Genomic DNA, 17,615 nt, shown 5'->3' with positions numbered 1-17,615 from the left:
TTTTACTAATCACGAATGGTGTCGTAGCGAGCCCATTCCATAATGGTCCAATCTTTCTTCTGCGCGTGCAGGCTTAAGTGCGGGTCGGGATTGACGGCAAAGGCGCTGTCGACTTGCTCAAGCAAGGGGACATCCCAGTGCGAGTCACTGTAACCATATGTGTGGCCGACAGTGTCATGACGGTCAGATAGCCATGCCTGCATGTAGTCGTGCTTGCCACGATAATCACGCACGCAATGCGATATGCTGCCCGTATATACGCCATTTAATGTTTCAAGCTCAATCGCAATCACGGTATCGAGTTTGAGCAGTTTGCCAATCGGACGCGCTAGGTGGGCGGCGGTGTTGGAAACTAACACACAGTGATCGCCGCGGTTGCGATGCCACTCGATACGCGCTAATGCTTGTGGTACCACCACGGGAGCGACGTGCTGATCGATAAAGTCGGTGGCCCAAGCAGCCACGGTTTGAATCGATTTTCCTTTGACCGGGATCAGCTGCACTTGCATATATTGCTCAAGGTTGATGCGGCCTTTTTTAAAATCCAAATACGCCCGCTTCTCTTGCTCGACCACGTTTTGCGGGGCGAGATTGCACTGGCAAAGGTATTCCAGCCACGCTTGTTTGGTGTCGGTAGCGACCAAAGTTTCGTCTAAGTCGAAGAATGCAATGTTAATAGGTAATGTCATAGCTAAACTAATTTTTCTGTATTATTGCCGCCATCGTAACTAGAGACTATGACGAAAAGGTTTCAGTGTTGATGCGACAAAAAAGCCTTGGCATGTGGCCAAGGCTTTTTTAGTTTACTGAGTCTAGCAAGTTACTGGCGAATGCCTTCTACGTGCAGCTCCATATCAACGTATGTGGCAGGGCCCATAGTGGGAATACCAAAGTCTTCTAGCTCCAGGCGGGTGTTACCCATAAAGCCAGCGCGGTAGTTGCCCCAAGGATCTTCACCGTGACCGACGAGTTCAGCGTCGATTTCAATTGGCTTAGTTTGGCCATGCAAAGTGAGATCGCCTGTAATGGTCATCGAGCCGTCGCCGTTGTCGGTTACGTTGGTGCTTTCAAAGGACGCTTGGCCATATTCGCCTACATCCAAGAAGTCACCGCTACGAATGTGCTTATCACGCTCAGCATGGTTAGAATCAATACTGGTTGTATCAATCGTCACCGACACACTTGATGCGCCAATGTTATCTGGGTCGAATTCAAATTGGCCGTCAAACGTATTAAAACGACCTTTGGTAAAGCTGTAACCTAGGTGTGGCACTTTGAAGTTGACCGAGGCATGTGCGCCTTTGGTGTCAATCATATAAGTGTCTGCCAGTGCAGGCCCAGATAAGAGTGTCGCGGCGCTCATTCCCATGGCTAACATGAGTTTTTTCATTTCGGGTTTCCTCCGATCATCTTCCGTAACGTATTGTCTTTATCTTTAAAATGGTGTTTAAGTGCCATAATGGCATGGCCTGCTGCTAACACAATCAAGGTGATGGCGACGTAGTAGTGTATATCGCCAGCAATGTCTGATTGATTGGGAAACAGCTCCCCTGCGCTCGGCACGGTAAACCAGGTGAATACTTCAATCCCGCGTCCGTCTGAGGTTGAGATCAAGTATCCAGAGACAAACAGTGTGGCAAGGAGCAGGTAAATAGTATGATGGCCTGCTGTTGCCGCTTTACGTTCCCAAGCCTTACCTTCAACGGTGGGCATAGTGTGTGTTGCTTTCCACACAAGTCGACCAACAGTCGTTATCGCTAGTAATATGCCTATCGATTTGTGCCAGTGTGGCGCAGTTTGATACCAACTACTGTAGTAGCTCAAGTCGACCATCCACAATCCGACAGCGAAAAGGCCAACGATAACGAGACTCGATAGCCAGTGTAGCGTACGCATAACGCGATCGTAGCTATTTTTCGGTGTCATTTGTTCCCGCTCCCAATTACTAATCCAACACAGTATATAAGGTGAACGACAATATAGAAGCTGTTCACCTTGAACATGATGTTCGAATAATTCTAACGAACTCTGTGCGGTGTTACGACTCGTTAGCGGTCCAGCTTAGGCTTAATGAGACAGAGTCGGCAAATCTGAGTGCATGCGGCTTATCAATGGTCACTTGTGCGTAGCGCACCCAGTGATGATCACGTGTAATCTCTAAAACACCCGCAACCAGCTTTTCGAGTAAGAGAAAACGTCCGTTCTCAACATAGTCAATAATCGCTTTGGTTATATCTTTGTAATTGAGTGCATCATCAACGTTGTCTTCTTCACACGCCTTGTGGCCTCGATAATGAATCTCGACATTGATGACTACGTCTTGTTTTTTCTCCTGCTCGTCAGGATTAAACCCAATGTAAGTACGTAGGCGCAGGTTGGTTATTTTAATCACAGCGTCGTTCATAGTCGTTTCCTGGTCACGAAAGTTAGATAAGATGGCGGCCGCCATCAAGTTTGATGGATTGGCCAGTCATATGTTGACTCGCAAGGATAAATTCGCATGCATTCACCACTTCTTGCTCACCGGGCACCGATCTTAATAGTGACTTACGGCGTGCTTTTTCTCGATAGGCTTCATCATCGCCATCATTAAACATGATTAATGCTGGTGAAATACTGTTCACTTTGATTGATGGTGCCATTTTCTGTGCAAACGAGAGGGTAAGATTTTCGAGCGCAGCTTTGCTGGTGGCATAAGCGGTGTGTTTGGCACTGCCTTTTTGCGCGACATAATCGGTGAGATGGATAATATCACCCTGTTGCATCCAGCGGGGCGCGGCCATATTGATGAGATAAGGTGTTTTTGCATGGATTTGCATCATGTTATCAAACAGCGATGCAATATCTTGGCTGTGTTTCTCACTGTCCCAAGATGACGCATTGTGGATTAATGTATCGAAAGTGGGATTTAAAGCATCAATGTGGTCAATGAAGGAATAAACGCCCTCATCCGTTGAGAAGTCTGCGTGCAAACAACGCGCGCCCCGCGCTCTTAAATCGGCCACTTGAGGGCGCTCGGTACGATAAGATAACGTTACCTGGTGACCCTGATTGAGAAAGTGGCAGGCGAGTGCGTAGCCAATGCGCTGTCCGGCGCCGGTAATCAATATATGCTTTGTTGTCACGCGTGTTCCTTTGCATTTATGTATGGATGGCATCAATAACAAGGATTAACGGTTCTATTACGTTTCATGCACTTATCGCGATCAAAGATAGCGTCATATTGCACATAACGATAGCATTTACCCAGTTAACTCGCTGATTTCGTGCCATAAGCAACAAAATTGACACCCGATGTCGTGTTTGAAGAAGGGAAAAGAGATGAAAATTTGCCAATGGGCGCAGCACAGTGAATCTGAACGCGTGTATCACGATACCGAGTGGGGCGTACCGACATTTGATGATCAAGCGATCTTTGAGTTCATTTGTTTAGAGGGCGCGCAAGCAGGATTAAATTGGCGGCTAATACTGGAAAAACGGCAGGCTTATCGTGACGCTTTCTCTCACTTCGATTTTTATCAGCTTGCCGCGGTGGCTGAACCAAATATTGCTGAGATCATGGCCAACCATGAGATTGTCCGTAATCGACTGAAGGTGGCCTCTGTGTTTACCAATGCCAAGGCTGCAGTAACGCTGGTGGAACAGTACGGATCATTGGCTAAGGCACTTTGGCAGTTCACTGACGGTGTACCGATTGTGAACCAGCATCAATCAGATGCCGATGTGGCTACTGCGACGGACGAGTCCCGTGCCATGAGTCGCTTTTTGAAAAAGCGTGGATTTAAGTTTGTGGGAGAAACCATTTGTTATTCGTTGATGCAAGCGCTGGGCATGGTCAATGATCATGTCGTCACGTGTCCGCGGTATCAACCCTGTTGCGAACTGGCCGATTCGGTAAAAGCGCACACTCAGAAGTAACGGCGGAATTGCCAGAATCGCGCTTGCCAGTAAGGATTATCAATTCGTGACACTGTCACACCCTTGGAAGCTGACGCATGCATAAATCGCTGCTCACCAAGGTAAACACCAACATGACGCAAGCCTGGGCGGATATGAAAGAACACCAGGTCGCCTTGTCGTGCGGATTGATAGTCAATGGCATAGCCGGTTTTTGCTTGGCCATGGGTGGTGCGCGGTAGTGGCGTGGCGAGCGCTTCTTGATAGACGCGTTGCGTATACGCTGAGCAATCGATGCCTTGGCGTGAGGTGCCTCCCCACCGATAAGGGGTGCCTTGCCACTGATTAAACACTTGGTTCAGCGTATGGGTTAAGGCTTGATCGCTGACGTTGTCGGTTGACGACGGCAAAGGCGACACCGCAGGCGAATCATGCTGGGTTGCGCAGCCGGTAAACAATACACTGACAACGCTGATCAATAAAAGTGGTTTCACGCACTGCCCTTAATACAATTCCGCCCTGCCTCTTTGGCTTTGTATAACGCCTTATCCGCTAATTTTAAGACGTCTTCGGGCGTATCTGCCTGCGAGGCATCGGCATATCCGATACTCACAGTAATGTTAACGGGCTTTTTATCGCTCGCTCGCCCGCGTTTTTGTAGGCCTTGTTTGTCATCATGAGGTCGAGATTGATCGCGTAGCACTAACGGGTAGTGAGCAATATCTTCGCGTAATGCGTCGAGAAAAGGTAAACAGTGCTCAGTGGTTTTGCCTTTGAACAATAAGGTGAATTCTTCGCCGCCATAACGAAAAGCACTGGCGCCTCCCTCACAGCACGCCATTTGCTTAGCCACAAGCTTAAGTACATCGTCACCGATTTCGTGGCCATAGGTGTCGTTAAATTGCTTGAAGTGGTCAACATCGAGCATGGCTAAAGTGTAGCGACGACCAAGGTGTTTTAGTTCATCTTCGAGTGCGCGTCGTCCCGCAATTTCGGTGAGCCCGTCGACGAACGCTAATTGATGGCTGAATGATACTTGGTTGGCAACCAACAGCAGGCCTGCGAGCGAAAATACGAGTGACGATATAAACGGCACATAAAAAAACACCAAGGTAATCGTGCTGCATAATACGCTAATGAAAGCCGCATGATCTTCAATGCTATTTTTGCGCAAAAGGCGAAGAGTACTGATACAAATTAAAATAGAGAGCAGCACAATCAGCAGCACGGGCATGGGGCTAACCGACGCCGCCCTGACTAAAATAGGATGCTGCTGAAAATAGGAAGATAACTCGCCGAATTGCTGCACCAATAGCGCACACCACCCGATTTCCATACCTATAGCGAGAAAAAAGAACACCCCAAACCGAGAGGTGAGCTTTTGGTCGCGTACGATGATCATATAGAGCAAATTAATGGGCAGCGCGACTGCTAAAAGCAAGTACTCAAGATAAGTCGTCCCTTGCTCAAGCGGGGATTGAAGTCGCGTTAGGATAATCGTGTATCCCACTAATAAGATAATGACCATCATGCCCACGCGTGCGCTTTTGAACAGATGGCTTAAAAGCAGCGCAGTGAGCAAAAGAAAATAGGGGGCAGCATAGATGAGGTTGTAATAGGGGGCGAGTGAGGTGACCAAAGGGTGATAACCTGCCGCGAGGAGTAACAATAAAGCAATCGGGGTCCCCATTCGGACCGCAGATGAACGTAAAAGCCCCATGAAACCTCTTCAACGGGTTGAGGTAACACCATTAGCTATCACTTTTTAACGACTCGCTAGGCACGTAGGCTGTGATAATTGCAATGGTTTAATGATAAACGTTATTTAATGATTAGATTATCATTCTCCAGGAAAAAAGAAAGCCAAGCAATGGCTTGGCTTTCTATCAAGTTACCAACAGTAATTAGCTTTCAGTCGTGTCCGAGAGCGTGAATACCTGTGTTGGTTTGGCAACAATCGAACGGGTGGTCTCTTTAATATCAGCAATAACCACTTCTAGGCTATCGCCAAGCTTGAACTCAACGTTACCGTCGATAGTCACTGTACCTGTCTCTTTATCACAGGCAATCCGGGTTTTGTTGTCCAAGATCAGTGAGCCAGGGATAAACGCCGGTGCACCATTTTCGAGTAGGCGGACACGCATACCTGCGCGGTTAATATCAAAGATCTCTGCGGTATACCGAGTCTGTGCTTCAACTTCTGGTTTGAGCAAACGGGTATAAAGCCAATCAGCCACGTCACGCTCGGCCATACGGTGATGTTTACGGTGGCCGGCAAGCTCTTCACCCACGGTATCGGCCGGGGCATTGGCTTCGGTTTCGCCGCGAATAATTGCTTTAAGCAAGCGGTGGTTGATCATATCACCGTATTTACGGATAGGTGATGTCCACGTGGCATAGACATCTAAGCCCATTGCGTAGTGTGGCGCAGGCTCATGACCAATCTCACTGTATGCTTGGAAGCGGCGCAAGCGGTTATCAAGATAGGTGGTGTCTAGGCTGTTTAACCAGCGACGGAGTGCACTGAAGCCTTCGACGGTTGCTAGGCTTTCGCTGTCCGCCTCGCCGTCGTGCGCTTTTACCAGCTCGACCACATCGTCGAGCTTTTCACTGTTAAAGCCAGCATGGGTATTAAAAATACCGAACCCAAACGATTCGCTTAGCTTACGACCCGCGCAAATGTTAGCGCTGATCATCGACTCTTCCACAATGCGATTAGCAATACGACGCTGATCCGTGTGAATAGCAATCACATCGTTATCTTCACTGAGTTCAAAACGATAATCAGGGCGATCTGGGAAGGTCACTGCATGAGTTTCACGCCATTGAATGCGTGCTAACGCAAATTGGTGAAGCTGATGAATCTGGTCAGCGATCGCCGGTGTTTGCGGTTGCCACTGAGCTTGCTCGCCTTGCTCGATGTAATCCGACACCTTGTCGTAGGCTAGCTGGCCATGTGATTGGATCCATGCGGAGAAAAACTCTGCGTCATCGGCAATGGTGCCATCCGCGGCAATATTGAAGGTACAACAAAGTGCAGGGCGCTGTTCGTTTTCACGGAGGGAGCACAAATCATCACTGAGATCACGCGGTAGCATCGGGATATTGCGCCCAGGTAGATAAATGGTGAATCCGCGATTACGTGCAACCTGGTCGAGTTCATCATCCGCATCAATATAGGCGGTAGGATCGGCAATTGCCACTGTCATGCTAAAGCCACCTTGTGGGTTGGCTTCCACATACAGAGCATCGTCCATATCTTTGGTCGATTCACCATCAATGGTCACAAAGGGAAGATCGGTGAGGTCACGACGCGTAAGCCCCTGCTCTAACATTGGCCATGCGTCTTTAGGCGCAGGCTCTTGGTTAGGTAGGTTGTGCTTGGCTAAGGTGACCCACCAAGGGGCAATTTTGTCTTCTGCGTCGGTGATCTTTTCACTGATTTCGCACAAAAAGTGGTCATCTCCTTTAAGAGGATGACGCGTCAGCGATGCAACGACCCAATCACCTTCTTTTAAGCCGTCTTGTGACAGGCCGCGCTTTGTTTTCGCGCGTAAGGCGTCTTTCATTTGTGGATTATCAGGCACGACATTCAGACGGTTACGAACCCACTGCACGCGACCGATAAAGCGATCCAAACTTGGTTCAACCAGTGTTTCTGGCTCTGCCACTTCCCGATCTTTTTCAGTACGAACAATGGCTTCTACGCGGTCGCCATGTAGTACCTTTTTCATATACGGTGGTGGGATAAAAAAGCTGGTTTTGTCGTCAACTTCGAGAAAGCCGAAGCCTTTCTCGGTGGCTTTTACCTGTCCTTCTTTTTTGGGCAGGGTTTCTTGGATCTGTTGCTTTAACTGCGCGAGCAGGGGATTGTCTTGAAACATAACTTGGGTCTCGATTAACGGATCGCCACACTATACGTATTCACTGTTTCAAAACCAACCCGTGGCAATAAAATCCTGTGAACCACACCAGGCTCCTCGTGCTCTGTTTTGTTTGTATTTTTTTTGTCCACTATTTGTTGGCTTCATCGACAAGCTGTGAGATATATGTCCATGAGGTCTGTTTTTTGTGAACTTGTTCAACTTTTTCTGGCTTTTTTGGTGTAAATAGCGCAGTATATTCACCCTTAATGACTGAGGCCCGTAGCGCTGGTGACTAACACTGTATAAAAGACAGTGTTTCATGGTTGAGCAGAACGCTGAAGGGGCCCCGTTTCGCTACACTCATAGATTGGGATCCCAATGCAAGAATCTGTAACCAAATTTCGCCAGTTAGATCTGGCCGACACCCTTTTGTCTGCGCTTGACTCAATGGGCTTTGAAACACCAACACCTATCCAAGCCGCCTCCATTCCTGCACTCCTCGAAGGTCGTGACGCACTCGGTAAAGCGCAAACCGGTACCGGTAAAACCGCTGCTTTTTCACTACCGTTGTTGAACAAAGTTGACCTAAACCAACACAAACCACAAGCGATTGTGATGGCACCAACGCGTGAGTTGGCGATTCAGGTTGCTGCAGAGATGAAAACGCTGGCACAAAACATCAAAGGCCTCAAAATTCTTGAGATCTATGGTGGTGCGTCGATTGTTGATCAAATGAAAGCGCTAAAAAGCGGCGCGCACATCGTGGTGGGAACACCGGGTCGTGTAAAAGATTTGATTAACCGTGACCGTCTTAAGCTTGACGAAGTTCATACCTTTATTCTTGATGAAGCCGACGAAATGCTCAAAATGGGCTTTGTCGACGACGTCACTTGGATCATGGAGCAGGCACCAGAAAGCGCACAGCGTGTTCTTTTCTCTGCGACCATGCCGCCAATCGTAAAACAAATTGTTGATCGCTTTTTGCGTGATCCCGCTCGTGTTGACGTGGCCGGTAGCAACCGCACTGTTGAAAAAGTAGAGCAACAATTCTGGGTGGTTAAAGGTGTCGAAAAAGACGAAGCGATGAGCCGTCTACTCGAAACCCAAGACACGGATGCATCGATCGTCTTTGTACGTACTCGCCAAGACACTGAGCGCCTGGCCGACTGGCTATCAGCTCGCGGCTTTAAAGCGGCAGCCTTGCATGGTGATATTCCGCAATCATTGCGCGAACGCACGGTCGATCATTTGAAACGTGGTGTGATTGATATTTTAGTGGCAACCGACGTGGTTGCGCGTGGTCTCGATGTAGCCCGCATCACCCACGTATTTAACTATGATATCCCGTTTGATGCTGAATCGTATATTCACCGTATTGGTCGTACTGGCCGTGCCGGTCGTGCGGGTAAAGCAATTTTGTTGGTCCGCACCAACCAAATGCGGATGCTGCGTACCGTCGAGCGTGTTACTCAGACTAAAATGGAAGAAATCCAACTGCCGAATCGCGATAAGGTCGCTGAGGCACGTGTCGCTCAACTGGCCAGTGAACTGGCTGAGAAGAAAGATGGCGATGCGATGGGTCCATTCGTTGAACTGATTGAGCAACTACAAAACGATATTGACGTTGATGCAACCACACTGGCTGCTATGTTACTCCAGCGCCAGCAAGGTAAACGTCCTTTGTTCTATAAAGGCCCAGACCCAATGATCGCGGCAATGGATCGTGAAAAGCAGCGTCGTGAACGTCGCCGTGATGAACGTCCAAGTGGTACTGATCGCCGTGATACCAACCCAGCTGACTGGGATACGTATCAGTTAGATGTTGGCCGAGAGCAAGGCGTACAAGTAAAAGACATCGTAGGTGCGATTGCTAACGAACTTGGCTTGAACAAGCAGAATATTGGTGCAATCAAACTCGCACCTGCTCATACGTTTGTGCAGCTGCCAAAAACCATGCCGAAAGAAGTCTTTGCGCAATTGCAAAAACTGCGTATTCGCCAAAAAGAGACCAATGCACAACGTGTTGAAGGTCAGATCATGCGTGAACGTCGTGGTGGTGACCGTAACGGCGGTGGCCGAGGCCGTAGTGACCGTGATAGCCGCGGTGGCCGTGGTGAACGTCGCTTTAACCGCGATCGTGGTAATGAGCGTCGCGCGCCTGCACGCGGTGAGCGTCGTCAAGCACAATAAATAGTTTAAAGCCGAGCAGTGATGCTCGGCTTTTTTGTTTGTGTCTGCGATGTAATGCCTTGTTCGCAGGGTATTAACGACGTGGATATAGGGCTTTTCATTGATATTGCTATGATGAAACAAGGCCGATAGAGTTAGACGGCGAGGTGGACTCGCCATGCCACTGTTGTTACGCGTGGTAGGTAATGGAGCCTACACACCACGGCGTGTTAATGATGAGTTGCCCCTGTCATGATTAACTTTCAAAATACACTGCGTCTTCTTGGCATGCCTGTTTTATGGATGGGCATCGTGCAATTTGTTTTCGGGCTTTTGTCGTTGTTTATTTTTCGCGACGGTGTCTCGACACTCTTTTTCTATCCCTCCTTACTCATGATGCTGGCATCATTAGTGATTTCTTGGTTATTTCGTAAAAGTAAGCTCAATCAGGTCACCTTTCGCGATGCCTTGTGGTTTTCAACGCTGACTTGGGTGTTGGTGGGGCTACTTGGCGGAATACCAATAAAGCTAGTGACAGGCGTTAACTTTGCCGATGCAACGTTTGAATCTATTAGCGCACTGAGCACCGCCGGAGCAACTATTCTCAGTGGTCTCGATGACATGCCAGCGGCATTTCTGCTGTATCGCCAATTTCTCCAGTGGATGGGAGGTTTAGGCGTCGTTATCTTTGTGGTTGCGGTGTTACCCATGCTCAACGTGGGGGGCATGCGGTTGCTTAAAGCAGAAACGCCAGGCCCGATCAAAGATGAAAAGCTATCGCCACGTATCGCTAAGACCGCACACTATTTGTGGGGGGTTTATCTGGTGATTACCTTGGCCTGCGCACTGGCGTATTATCTTGCGGGAATGAGCGCATATGATGCGATTGCACATAGCTTTTCCACGGTATCAACGGGTGGATTTTCAACCCATGACGCGAGTATGTGGTATTTTCAAAGTCATACGCTGCTTATGATTGCGAATGTCTTTATGCTATTGGGCGCGATTAACTTTGCGCTACATTTTCGTATTTTTCGCATCGGTTGGCGTGGTTTGAGGCTCTACATCGACGATGAGGAATCACGTGTGTTTCTTATTGTCGTGACGTGCATGTCGGCAATACTTGGCTTATATCTTTATAGTGAAGCACGCTACGACTCGCTGTGGGCCTCTCTTAGCTTTGCTGCATTTCACGTGGTGTCGTTTATTACCAGTACCGGCTTCGGTGCTGCTGACTTAAGTACTTGGCCGGCGGCCACGGCGTTGTTTTTGGTGTTTTGTGCCTATCTCGGTGGCTGTTCTGGCTCAACCGCGGGCGGGAATAAAATTATTCGTGACATCATTACGTTTAAAATTATCCGTCGCCAACTTCATCAATTGGTTCATCCGTCGGCAGTATTACCGATTCGGTATCAAGATAAAGTGGTGTCGAACGATGTGACCCAAGCGGTCATGGCGTTTATGTCGCTTGCCTCGCTGACGACCGGTGTCTTCACGCTATTAATGATGACAACCGGTCTCGATTTTTGGTCCTCTTTTACCGCTGTTGTGGCATGTATTAATGTCCTTGGCCCTGGGTTTGGCGAAGTGGGCAGCAACTTCCAGCCGGTCACAGACACCGGGATTTGGATACTCAATGTTGCCATGATCCTTGGGCGTTTGGAGTATTTCACCGTCCTTGCACTGTTTATGCCTCACTTTTGGCGTTGGTGAACCTGGCGGTTAAACAAGCTGTGTCGAGGATTCGGGTTGCAATGAAGCAACAAATTGCTCGATATGGTGATAGCGTGTATAGGGGTTTAAAAATACAGCTTTTTCTCCAGGAATAAACAAACATTGCCCGTGATGATCAAACTCTGTATGGGCAATGGATTCTACCCAATTTGTTTGTAGCTGTTTGCCTTTGCGGTTGAGGAAGTGTTGACGGTGAAACAAGCTATGTTGAGTGATGCTATCCACTTTATCACCAACGTGGTGAAGTGACTGCTCTTGTTGAAAAACGGCATCGACGTTTAGGGTTGCTGAAGGTTGATATAGACGAAAGGCGACTGTTGGCCCGAGATTATCTTTCGCAACAACTTTGCAGTGAGGAAGTGACGATAAGTGTGCTTTCAGGTATTCGGCATTTTGTAAGCCGTGTCCTACCATTGTTTGATAGCCGCGTTTGCCAAGCATATTCAACGCGCAATAACTCCCATAGACACCCGCGGCACCACGAGAACATTCTATGGTCGACTGCAAATGCGTTTGCGCTGTTTTGTTTGACTCGAAATAAGAGAAGTAGTGCGGATCTTGTTTTAGGTACTCCATATCGGCTTGGTGCTTAAACATCACCAAGCTTGCGGTATAGGGGACATATCCCCACTTTTGAAAGTCGATGGTCACAGAATCCGCAAAACGGAGTCCACGAATTTTTGGCGCTAATGCGTGAAGCTTCTCTAATAGATTGTTGTTCAAACCAATAGGGTTGGTGTCGAACGCGTAATCATTAAACATGATCAGTGGCCAGCCGACGGCGGCATCAACATGAATATGTGGTTTCACCGTGACATTAAAACGTTGGCAAGCTTGCTCATTAATGCGACAGACACGCTCAACATCGTCAATCGCAAATGTATCTGTCGTACCAAAGGTGAGTAAGACAGTAGGGACGGGAATGCCCTCGGCAAAACACTGATTGAGGGTGCGAGAAAAGTCATCCAGATCGAGCCGATTATTGCTATCGACTTCGATTCGGAGCGCTTGTCTGGGGATATCGGTGCCCAATAGACCTAAGTTCGTCATATTGGAGTAGTGACCCGCAAGTGAGTTAATCATGCGGAAGTCTTGCCCTTGCAACCCGCGTTGCCCGGAATGGGGGAACTGTTTTCTTAACCCCATTAAATATCCATACAAATTACCAAAGGTACCACCTTGCGTGAATATACCGGTAGATTGATCAGGATCGTAGCCAATGAGATTGGCCATTTGCCGGACTAACGTCTTTTCTAACTCGACCGATAACCCCGCATATTCACTGTAGACCAGGTTAGGATTGGCCATTGTGGCCAGTAATGCACCGTGTATAGCAGGATCGCACGGTGCGGTAATCACATTTTCGACCGATCGAGGTGACGTCCAGTCTTTCGAATGGGTTGCTGCTTGTAATGCAAGCTTGGGAAAGGTGGTGGCGCCTAAGTCACTTTGTGTGGGGATCTCGGTTTGTTGCTTCAGTAACACATCACTGCTTTCAAACGCAGGCTGCATGCCATTCGCAAGCCAGTGCGCTAATTCTGGTGTGTGATAAATAGGCCAACGCTTAGGATCACGATTAAAAAAATGTTGACGGATTGTTTGATACTGACTTAAAAAAACGGGCGTTAACGCGTGAGATATCAGTGAATGGGACATAACAACAACCTTTAACGATGGTGATCAGGCAGCGATAGTGCCGCCTGATCACGATGCTTAACGCAATAGGGAGTGATGGCTTTTGGCTAGTGACACTTAGCGCAATTTAAAGTTATTAACCATCCGATCCAACTCTTCGTTAGAGTGGGTGAGTGACTTGGTGGCGGCAGAGGTTTGATTCCCGCTATCCACGAGTTTGCTCACCATATCGCGGATCGACAACATGTTCTTACTGAGCTCTTCAGCAACTGAACTTTGCTGCTCGGTAGCCGTTGCAATCTGTGTACTCACATCGTCAATTTCAGTGACCGACGCGCTCATAATCGTCAAGCTATTTGAGACTTCCGAGGTTTTATCAGCTGTGGTTTGACATTGCTCTTTGGTTTTTTCCATCGCTTCAACCACGCTGGACGTGCCATCGAGTAATGCAGTGAGCATGTCAGAGATTTCGGTTGTGCTGCTTTGTGTACGCGCCGCTAACGCGCGGACTTCATCGGCGACAACCGCAAAACCACGGCCCTGTTCACCAGCACGTGCTGCCTCAATCGCCGCGTTTAACGCAAGGAGGTTAGTCTGCTCTGAAATATCGCCAATCACGGTTAAGACGTCACTGATCCGGTTTGCATCTGTATTCATGCTGGTAATACGGCCCGACATTTCTTCCACTTCATCAACCAGCGCACTGACCGTGACGACAGCGTTATCAACTACTTTTAGTGACTGATTGGCTTCTTTGCTGGCCGCTGCAGTAATGTTGTTAGATTGAGACACGTTCTCAGCAATACTCCGTGCGCTCTCGCTCATTTGAGTGATTGCGGTGACCACTTGCTCGGTTTCTGCTGAGTGAGCATCTAATACAGCTTCATTTTCACTGGTCGTTTGCGATAACTGGCTGATATTGGCCGAAATCGCCTGGCTGGACTCTGCCACGCTCAACATCATATTTTGTAAGTTTTCGACGAACCGGTTGAAGCCATCACTGATCTGGGCTAGGTCATCATTACCGTTAACGTCGAGGCGTGTTGTTAGGTCGCCCTCGCCGCGAGAGAGATCAAGGACCGCTTCTTTAAGCTTAAGGAGGGGTCGATAAGAGACTTGAATAATGCCATAAATGGCGCCCAGGCTGACGATCAAGAGTAATATCCCTGTGCCTACCGATTCGATTTGAGCATCGGTGACTTCAGCCAGTGCTGTTTTTTGATCGACAAAGACCATCAAGGTCCAGTATCTCCCCTCGGTCAAATTTACCCGTTGAAAGTAGCCATCAAATTGGATGCCGCTATAGGGAAACGTGAGGTGACCTTTTTCATTGCTGCGGAACATACTCTCCATTTCAGAGAAGTTTGCACTGACTTGCGACGGTGTTTTACCAATATCATTCGGATCATCACTGGCAAAAAAGACCGCGTTCTGATCGGTGAGTGTGGCTGCGCCGCCCGCAAAGCGCATTTGGCTTACCTGAGTGATCACATTTTGTAGCGGAATGTCCCCCAGTAAGGCACCAATAAACCGTCCATTCTCAAACACGGGTGCGACGGCACTGATCACTTTCTCACCTGTTACTTTGTCTGTATAAATTTCAGACAAATGAATGTCTTGGCTGGATTTAACTGCACGGTACCAATCACGATCGCGAAAATCGTATTCATTGGTGGTAATCCCGTCGCTTGAGTGATTTGACATATACGAACGGCCACTCTCGTAAGTCATAATCACATTAGCGATACCTGCCGTATCAGCAAGCATCCGTACTTGGGCAACATTCTCTGATTCGGTCAAATTTCTGGCAAAGTGCCCGGCGCCTTTTTCAACCGCGTTGAGTTGGGATTGAACTAATTGCTCTAATTCAAGCACATGGTGATCGACCTTATTTTGCGTTTGTTTCACCAGGGCACTGACCATGTTGTCACGTAATGACATCGCATTCAGCGAACCGAGGACGACCAGAGAGAGGGTCACAAGCAAACCCACTCCCAAAATAATGCGAGATTTAAACCCTAAGGTCATAGCGATTACCCCTTACTGAGCGTGCAGTAAACTGTCTAAAAAGTAAGGGTGAATTCCTTGCAAGGTAGGAACCTATTGCCCGCTTTTTTATGCGGTTATGATAAGACCACCAAGGAGTCACCCAGCCAACACTTTCTTTTACAAGATTGTCATTTTCTTTTAAAAGACTGTCAGTACAAGTTGCTTCATAAACAAAGAAGATTTCTTGATAAGAATAACACTAGAGTGGGTTCTACGATTTTGCCAACTTAAAAAACAAAAAATGTATGACAATCTAGCGTCATTTTAGCCTTGAGTGAGTCATGAAAATAAGACAGAAGAAGATGGTTTAAAACGGTACGTGTGGTAGAGAGGGAGGACAAACGTTATCGTATTTGCAGGCTGAGTGCGGTTCGGCACCAACTCACCGTGTTTGGTGCCTGAGTGTGTAAAACGTTGATCACGGTAAGTGTGAGTGAAGTACGGTTTCAGCGCTCGGTCGTATCGGTCGATGTTTCAGGGATAATAAAGGCCTCAGGTTGAGCGCGATACTTGTTAACAGATGATAAATAGACATCACGTTGCCAATCCACCAAAACATTGGCTTCTTGTTCGTAAAGGCTTTGTGGCGCTTGGTTATTCACCACTTTCCAGACGGCATACGCAGCTTGTTTATCAAGCTCTATTTTTTGTTTTTCGTCAGCTGGAAGGTTGGCTAAGTTGATATCCATTAGTACGTTCTCATGGTAATCGGAATGAATCGATCCTAACCGAGCAGGGTGTGCTCGGCAAGATTTACCCGCGATTAACGAGGTACTGACATTATAATCTATGTGTCTGTTACGCTGGTCGCCATGTATTGTATACCGACTGGAAAACAGAATGACGTTTGACGAGCAAGACAGACAAGCTCTGCACCAAACTTGGATGTCTTACAAAGCCAAAGCACGGATCACACAAAGCGAAATGGCAAAAAAGTTGGAAGTGAGCCACCTAACGTTTTCTCGCAGTATCCATGGTGATGGTGTACTAGAGAGCCGGTTTGTATTCGCCTTTTGTCATGTCATGGGCGTTGAGCCAAACAAAATTTTGCCCAGCTTACGTAATCGTGAGCAAGTTAGCCAAGACGTATTAGTTACCAACAAAGTCGTTGTTGATGGTGATATTGAAGCGGTTTACTACGAGGGCCATACGGTGATTATCGAATACCGTAAGCCGCTGGCGCCATCAGATGATACGACGCTTGAACGGGTTTCTTGAGCGACGAGCAGGTTCTGGCCGTTGTGGATCAGGCCTTTGTGAGAGCTGAGCCATAATTGCCGCACGTTCGTCGTCAGTCATTTTGCCCCAGTTGATGATTTCATCGAGTGTGCGCTTACAGCCGACACAGACATCGTCTTCACGACGACAATGACCAATACACGGGGTTAACACAGACGCTCCTTAACCTATCACGGGAAGGTAACGGACAGCCCGGCTGGCTACCCGTTACCTTGTTATGGCTCTTTGTTTTGAGTATATCGCGTTGTTTAACGTGTCACCATGCCTCTGGCTTGCTGAGCACGCTCTTCATCACTGGCTTCGGCGGACGCTGGGGTGACTAACGCGGTTTGGCACGCCGGGCGTTCAGCCAGTTTATCGATCCAGGCTTTTAACGCGTCGAGTCCAGTGACATCAATACCACTCCATGCATGAATTCTTGCCCAAGGCCACGTGGCCATATCAGCGATCGTATAGCTATCACCGGCAAGGTAAGAGTGACGTTGCAACTGATGGTCAACAACCTCAAGCAGGCGGCGCCCCTCTTTTTGATAGCGTTCAATGGCTGCGGGGATGTTCTCTGGGAAATAACGATAGAAGACATTCGCTTGCCCCATCATGGGTCCAACGCCCCCCCATTTGAAACATCAACCACTGTATCGCTTGTGAGCGCGCCTTAGGATCTTCAGGTAAAAACTGCCCTGTTTTTTCCGCGAGATAAAGCAAAATTGCCCCAGACTCAAAGACTGGAAAATCGCCATTACTTTTATCGACAATCGCAGGAATACGTCCATTGGGATTAATGGCGAGAAAGTCAGGTTGTTTTTGTTCGTTAGCCATTAAATCAATGGGATGGAGCTGATAGGCCAATCCCATCTCTTCCAGTGCAATTGCGACCTTTTGACCGTTCGGGGTTGCAGCAGAATAGAATTCAATCATCGTTGCTCCTTGCTTTATCGGTAGGAGATTTATTCGCCACCAGGCTAATGAATTGGCTCTGATCGCGATGAGGTTGTTCGGTTCAGTATTGGGGCCAATGCGTTTTAG

General features: G+C 48.1%; 16 protein-coding genes and 1 pseudogene. 4 read left to right on the top strand and 13 right to left on the bottom strand.

Annotated features, from left to right (window positions below; translation table 11 throughout):
- Positions 1 to 5: 5 nt before the first annotated feature.
- The 5 genes from BZG80_RS02995 to folM all read right to left on the bottom strand — a co-directional run bounded on the left by BZG80_RS02995 (position 6) and on the right by folM (position 3,125).
- Complete coding sequence (locus tag BZG80_RS02995) at positions 6 to 689, bottom strand: HAD family hydrolase (protein ID WP_077461384.1); 684 nt, start codon at positions 687 to 689, stop codon at positions 6 to 8.
- 131 nt (positions 690 to 820) lie between these two features.
- Positions 821 to 1,390 carry a YceI family protein gene (locus tag BZG80_RS02990; RefSeq protein ID WP_077576931.1) on the bottom strand — a complete coding sequence of 190 codons (570 nt, stop codon included), beginning with the start codon at positions 1,388 to 1,390 and terminating at the stop codon, positions 821 to 823.
- Positions 1,387 to 1,926, bottom strand: coding sequence for a cytochrome b (locus tag BZG80_RS02985; RefSeq protein ID WP_077461382.1), 540 nt, complete (start codon positions 1,924 to 1,926; stop codon positions 1,387 to 1,389). The genes BZG80_RS02990 and BZG80_RS02985 overlap by 4 nt, the downstream gene beginning before the upstream one ends.
- 112 nt (positions 1,927 to 2,038) lie before the next feature.
- Positions 2,039 to 2,404: a dihydroneopterin triphosphate 2'-epimerase gene (gene folX / locus BZG80_RS02980; protein ID WP_077678717.1), complete on the bottom strand. Its 366-nt coding sequence runs from the start codon at positions 2,402 to 2,404 to the stop codon at positions 2,039 to 2,041.
- A gap of 22 nt (positions 2,405 to 2,426) precedes the next feature.
- A complete protein-coding gene (folM, locus tag BZG80_RS02975) occupies positions 2,427 to 3,125 on the bottom strand; it encodes a dihydromonapterin reductase (protein ID WP_101494584.1) in 699 nt (232 codons plus the stop codon).
- Between the two features lie 196 nt (positions 3,126 to 3,321).
- On the opposite strand from folM, the gene BZG80_RS02970 reads away from it, so the two are divergent.
- Positions 3,322 to 3,918 (top strand): DNA-3-methyladenine glycosylase I, encoded by a 597-nt coding sequence (locus tag BZG80_RS02970; protein ID WP_077677410.1) that lies wholly within the window; start codon positions 3,322 to 3,324, stop codon positions 3,916 to 3,918.
- Here BZG80_RS02970 and BZG80_RS02965 read toward each other — a convergent pair.
- From BZG80_RS02965 to BZG80_RS02955, 3 genes are all read right to left on the bottom strand, one after another.
- Entirely contained in the window at positions 3,909 to 4,391 is a 483-nt protein-coding gene (locus tag BZG80_RS02965; protein ID WP_077576929.1) for a C40 family peptidase, read from the bottom strand. The genes BZG80_RS02970 and BZG80_RS02965 overlap by 10 nt on opposite strands.
- A complete protein-coding gene (locus BZG80_RS02960) occupies positions 4,388 to 5,617 on the bottom strand; it encodes a GGDEF domain-containing protein (protein ID WP_077678716.1) in 1,230 nt (409 codons plus the stop codon). The genes BZG80_RS02965 and BZG80_RS02960 overlap by 4 nt, the downstream gene beginning before the upstream one ends.
- Before the next feature lie 184 nt (positions 5,618 to 5,801).
- Positions 5,802 to 7,781: an exoribonuclease II gene (locus tag BZG80_RS02955; RefSeq protein WP_077576927.1), complete on the bottom strand. Its 1,980-nt coding sequence runs from the start codon at positions 7,779 to 7,781 to the stop codon at positions 5,802 to 5,804.
- A gap of 360 nt (positions 7,782 to 8,141) precedes the next feature.
- On the opposite strand from BZG80_RS02955, the gene BZG80_RS02950 reads away from it, so the two are divergent.
- Together BZG80_RS02950 and BZG80_RS02945 are read left to right on the top strand one after the other, a co-directional pair.
- Positions 8,142 to 9,953, top strand: a complete 1,812-nt coding sequence (locus tag BZG80_RS02950; RefSeq protein WP_077461373.1) for a DEAD/DEAH box helicase — start codon at positions 8,142 to 8,144, stop codon at positions 9,951 to 9,953.
- Between the two features lie 231 nt (positions 9,954 to 10,184).
- A complete protein-coding gene (locus BZG80_RS02945) occupies positions 10,185 to 11,645 on the top strand; it encodes a TrkH family potassium uptake protein (RefSeq protein ID WP_077678715.1) in 1,461 nt (486 codons plus the stop codon).
- A gap of 9 nt (positions 11,646 to 11,654) precedes the next feature.
- Here BZG80_RS02945 and BZG80_RS02940 read toward each other — a convergent pair whose 3' ends face one another.
- From BZG80_RS02940 to BZG80_RS02930, 3 genes are all read right to left on the bottom strand, one after another.
- The gene (locus BZG80_RS02940) at positions 11,655 to 13,322 is read right to left on the bottom strand and encodes a pyridoxal phosphate-dependent decarboxylase family protein (RefSeq protein ID WP_077678714.1); all 1,668 of its coding nucleotides are present in this window, start codon (positions 13,320 to 13,322) and stop codon (positions 11,655 to 11,657) included.
- Positions 13,323 to 13,418: 96 nt separating this feature from the next.
- Positions 13,419 to 15,329 (bottom strand): methyl-accepting chemotaxis protein, encoded by a 1,911-nt coding sequence (locus BZG80_RS02935; RefSeq protein ID WP_077576924.1) that lies wholly within the window; start codon positions 15,327 to 15,329, stop codon positions 13,419 to 13,421.
- 467 nt (positions 15,330 to 15,796) lie between these two features.
- Entirely contained in the window at positions 15,797 to 16,039 is a 243-nt protein-coding gene (locus BZG80_RS02930; protein ID WP_077678713.1) for a DUF3283 family protein, read from the bottom strand.
- Between the two features lie 151 nt (positions 16,040 to 16,190).
- On the opposite strand from BZG80_RS02930, the gene BZG80_RS02925 reads away from it, so the two are divergent.
- Complete coding sequence (locus BZG80_RS02925; protein ID WP_021022994.1) at positions 16,191 to 16,568, top strand: hypothetical protein; 378 nt, start codon at positions 16,191 to 16,193, stop codon at positions 16,566 to 16,568.
- On the opposite strand, the gene BZG80_RS02920 is transcribed toward BZG80_RS02925, so the two are convergent.
- Entirely contained in the window at positions 16,536 to 16,742 is a 207-nt protein-coding gene (locus BZG80_RS02920) for a DUF1289 domain-containing protein (RefSeq protein WP_021023966.1), read from the bottom strand. The genes BZG80_RS02925 and BZG80_RS02920 overlap by 33 nt on opposite strands.
- A 95-nt stretch (positions 16,743 to 16,837) precedes the next feature.
- A pseudogene (locus BZG80_RS02915) lies at positions 16,838 to 17,507 on the bottom strand (glutathione S-transferase family protein).
- Positions 17,508 to 17,615 lie beyond the last annotated feature (108 nt).

Origin of the sequence: Salinivibrio sp. MA440, assembly GCF_001996265.1 — a bacterium.
GTDB classification, from domain to species: Bacteria; Pseudomonadota; Gammaproteobacteria; order Enterobacterales; family Vibrionaceae; genus Salinivibrio; species Salinivibrio costicola.
The sequence above is the reverse complement of the archived record's forward strand: the minus strand, read 5'-3'. Positions and strand labels throughout refer to the sequence as shown.

Excerpts from the sequence above, each read along its gene's own strand:
- BZG80_RS02940 (WP_077678714.1), bottom strand. The coding sequence starts at position 13,322 with ATGTCCCATTCACTGATATCTCACGCGTTAACGCCCGTTTTTTTAAGT.
- BZG80_RS02995 (WP_077461384.1), bottom strand. The coding sequence starts at position 689 with ATGACATTACCTATTAACATTGCATTCTTCGACTTAGACGAAACTTTG.
- BZG80_RS02970 (WP_077677410.1), top strand. The coding sequence starts at position 3,322 with ATGAAAATTTGCCAATGGGCGCAGCACAGTGAATCTGAACGCGTGTAT.
- BZG80_RS02950 (WP_077461373.1), top strand. The coding sequence starts at position 8,142 with ATGCAAGAATCTGTAACCAAATTTCGCCAGTTAGATCTGGCCGACACC.
- BZG80_RS02925 (WP_021022994.1), top strand. The coding sequence starts at position 16,191 with ATGACGTTTGACGAGCAAGACAGACAAGCTCTGCACCAAACTTGGATG.
- BZG80_RS02990 (WP_077576931.1), bottom strand. The coding sequence starts at position 1,390 with ATGAAAAAACTCATGTTAGCCATGGGAATGAGCGCCGCGACACTCTTA.
- BZG80_RS02960 (WP_077678716.1), bottom strand. The coding sequence starts at position 5,617 with ATGGGGCTTTTACGTTCATCTGCGGTCCGAATGGGGACCCCGATTGCT.
- BZG80_RS02985 (WP_077461382.1), bottom strand. The coding sequence starts at position 1,926 with ATGACACCGAAAAATAGCTACGATCGCGTTATGCGTACGCTACACTGG.
- folX (WP_077678717.1), bottom strand. The coding sequence starts at position 2,404 with ATGAACGACGCTGTGATTAAAATAACCAACCTGCGCCTACGTACTTAC.
- BZG80_RS02945 (WP_077678715.1), top strand. The coding sequence starts at position 10,185 with ATGATTAACTTTCAAAATACACTGCGTCTTCTTGGCATGCCTGTTTTA.
- BZG80_RS02930 (WP_077678713.1), bottom strand. The coding sequence starts at position 16,039 with ATGGATATCAACTTAGCCAACCTTCCAGCTGACGAAAAACAAAAAATA.
- BZG80_RS02955 (WP_077576927.1), bottom strand. The coding sequence starts at position 7,781 with ATGTTTCAAGACAATCCCCTGCTCGCGCAGTTAAAGCAACAGATCCAA.
- BZG80_RS02935 (WP_077576924.1), bottom strand. The coding sequence starts at position 15,329 with ATGACCTTAGGGTTTAAATCTCGCATTATTTTGGGAGTGGGTTTGCTT.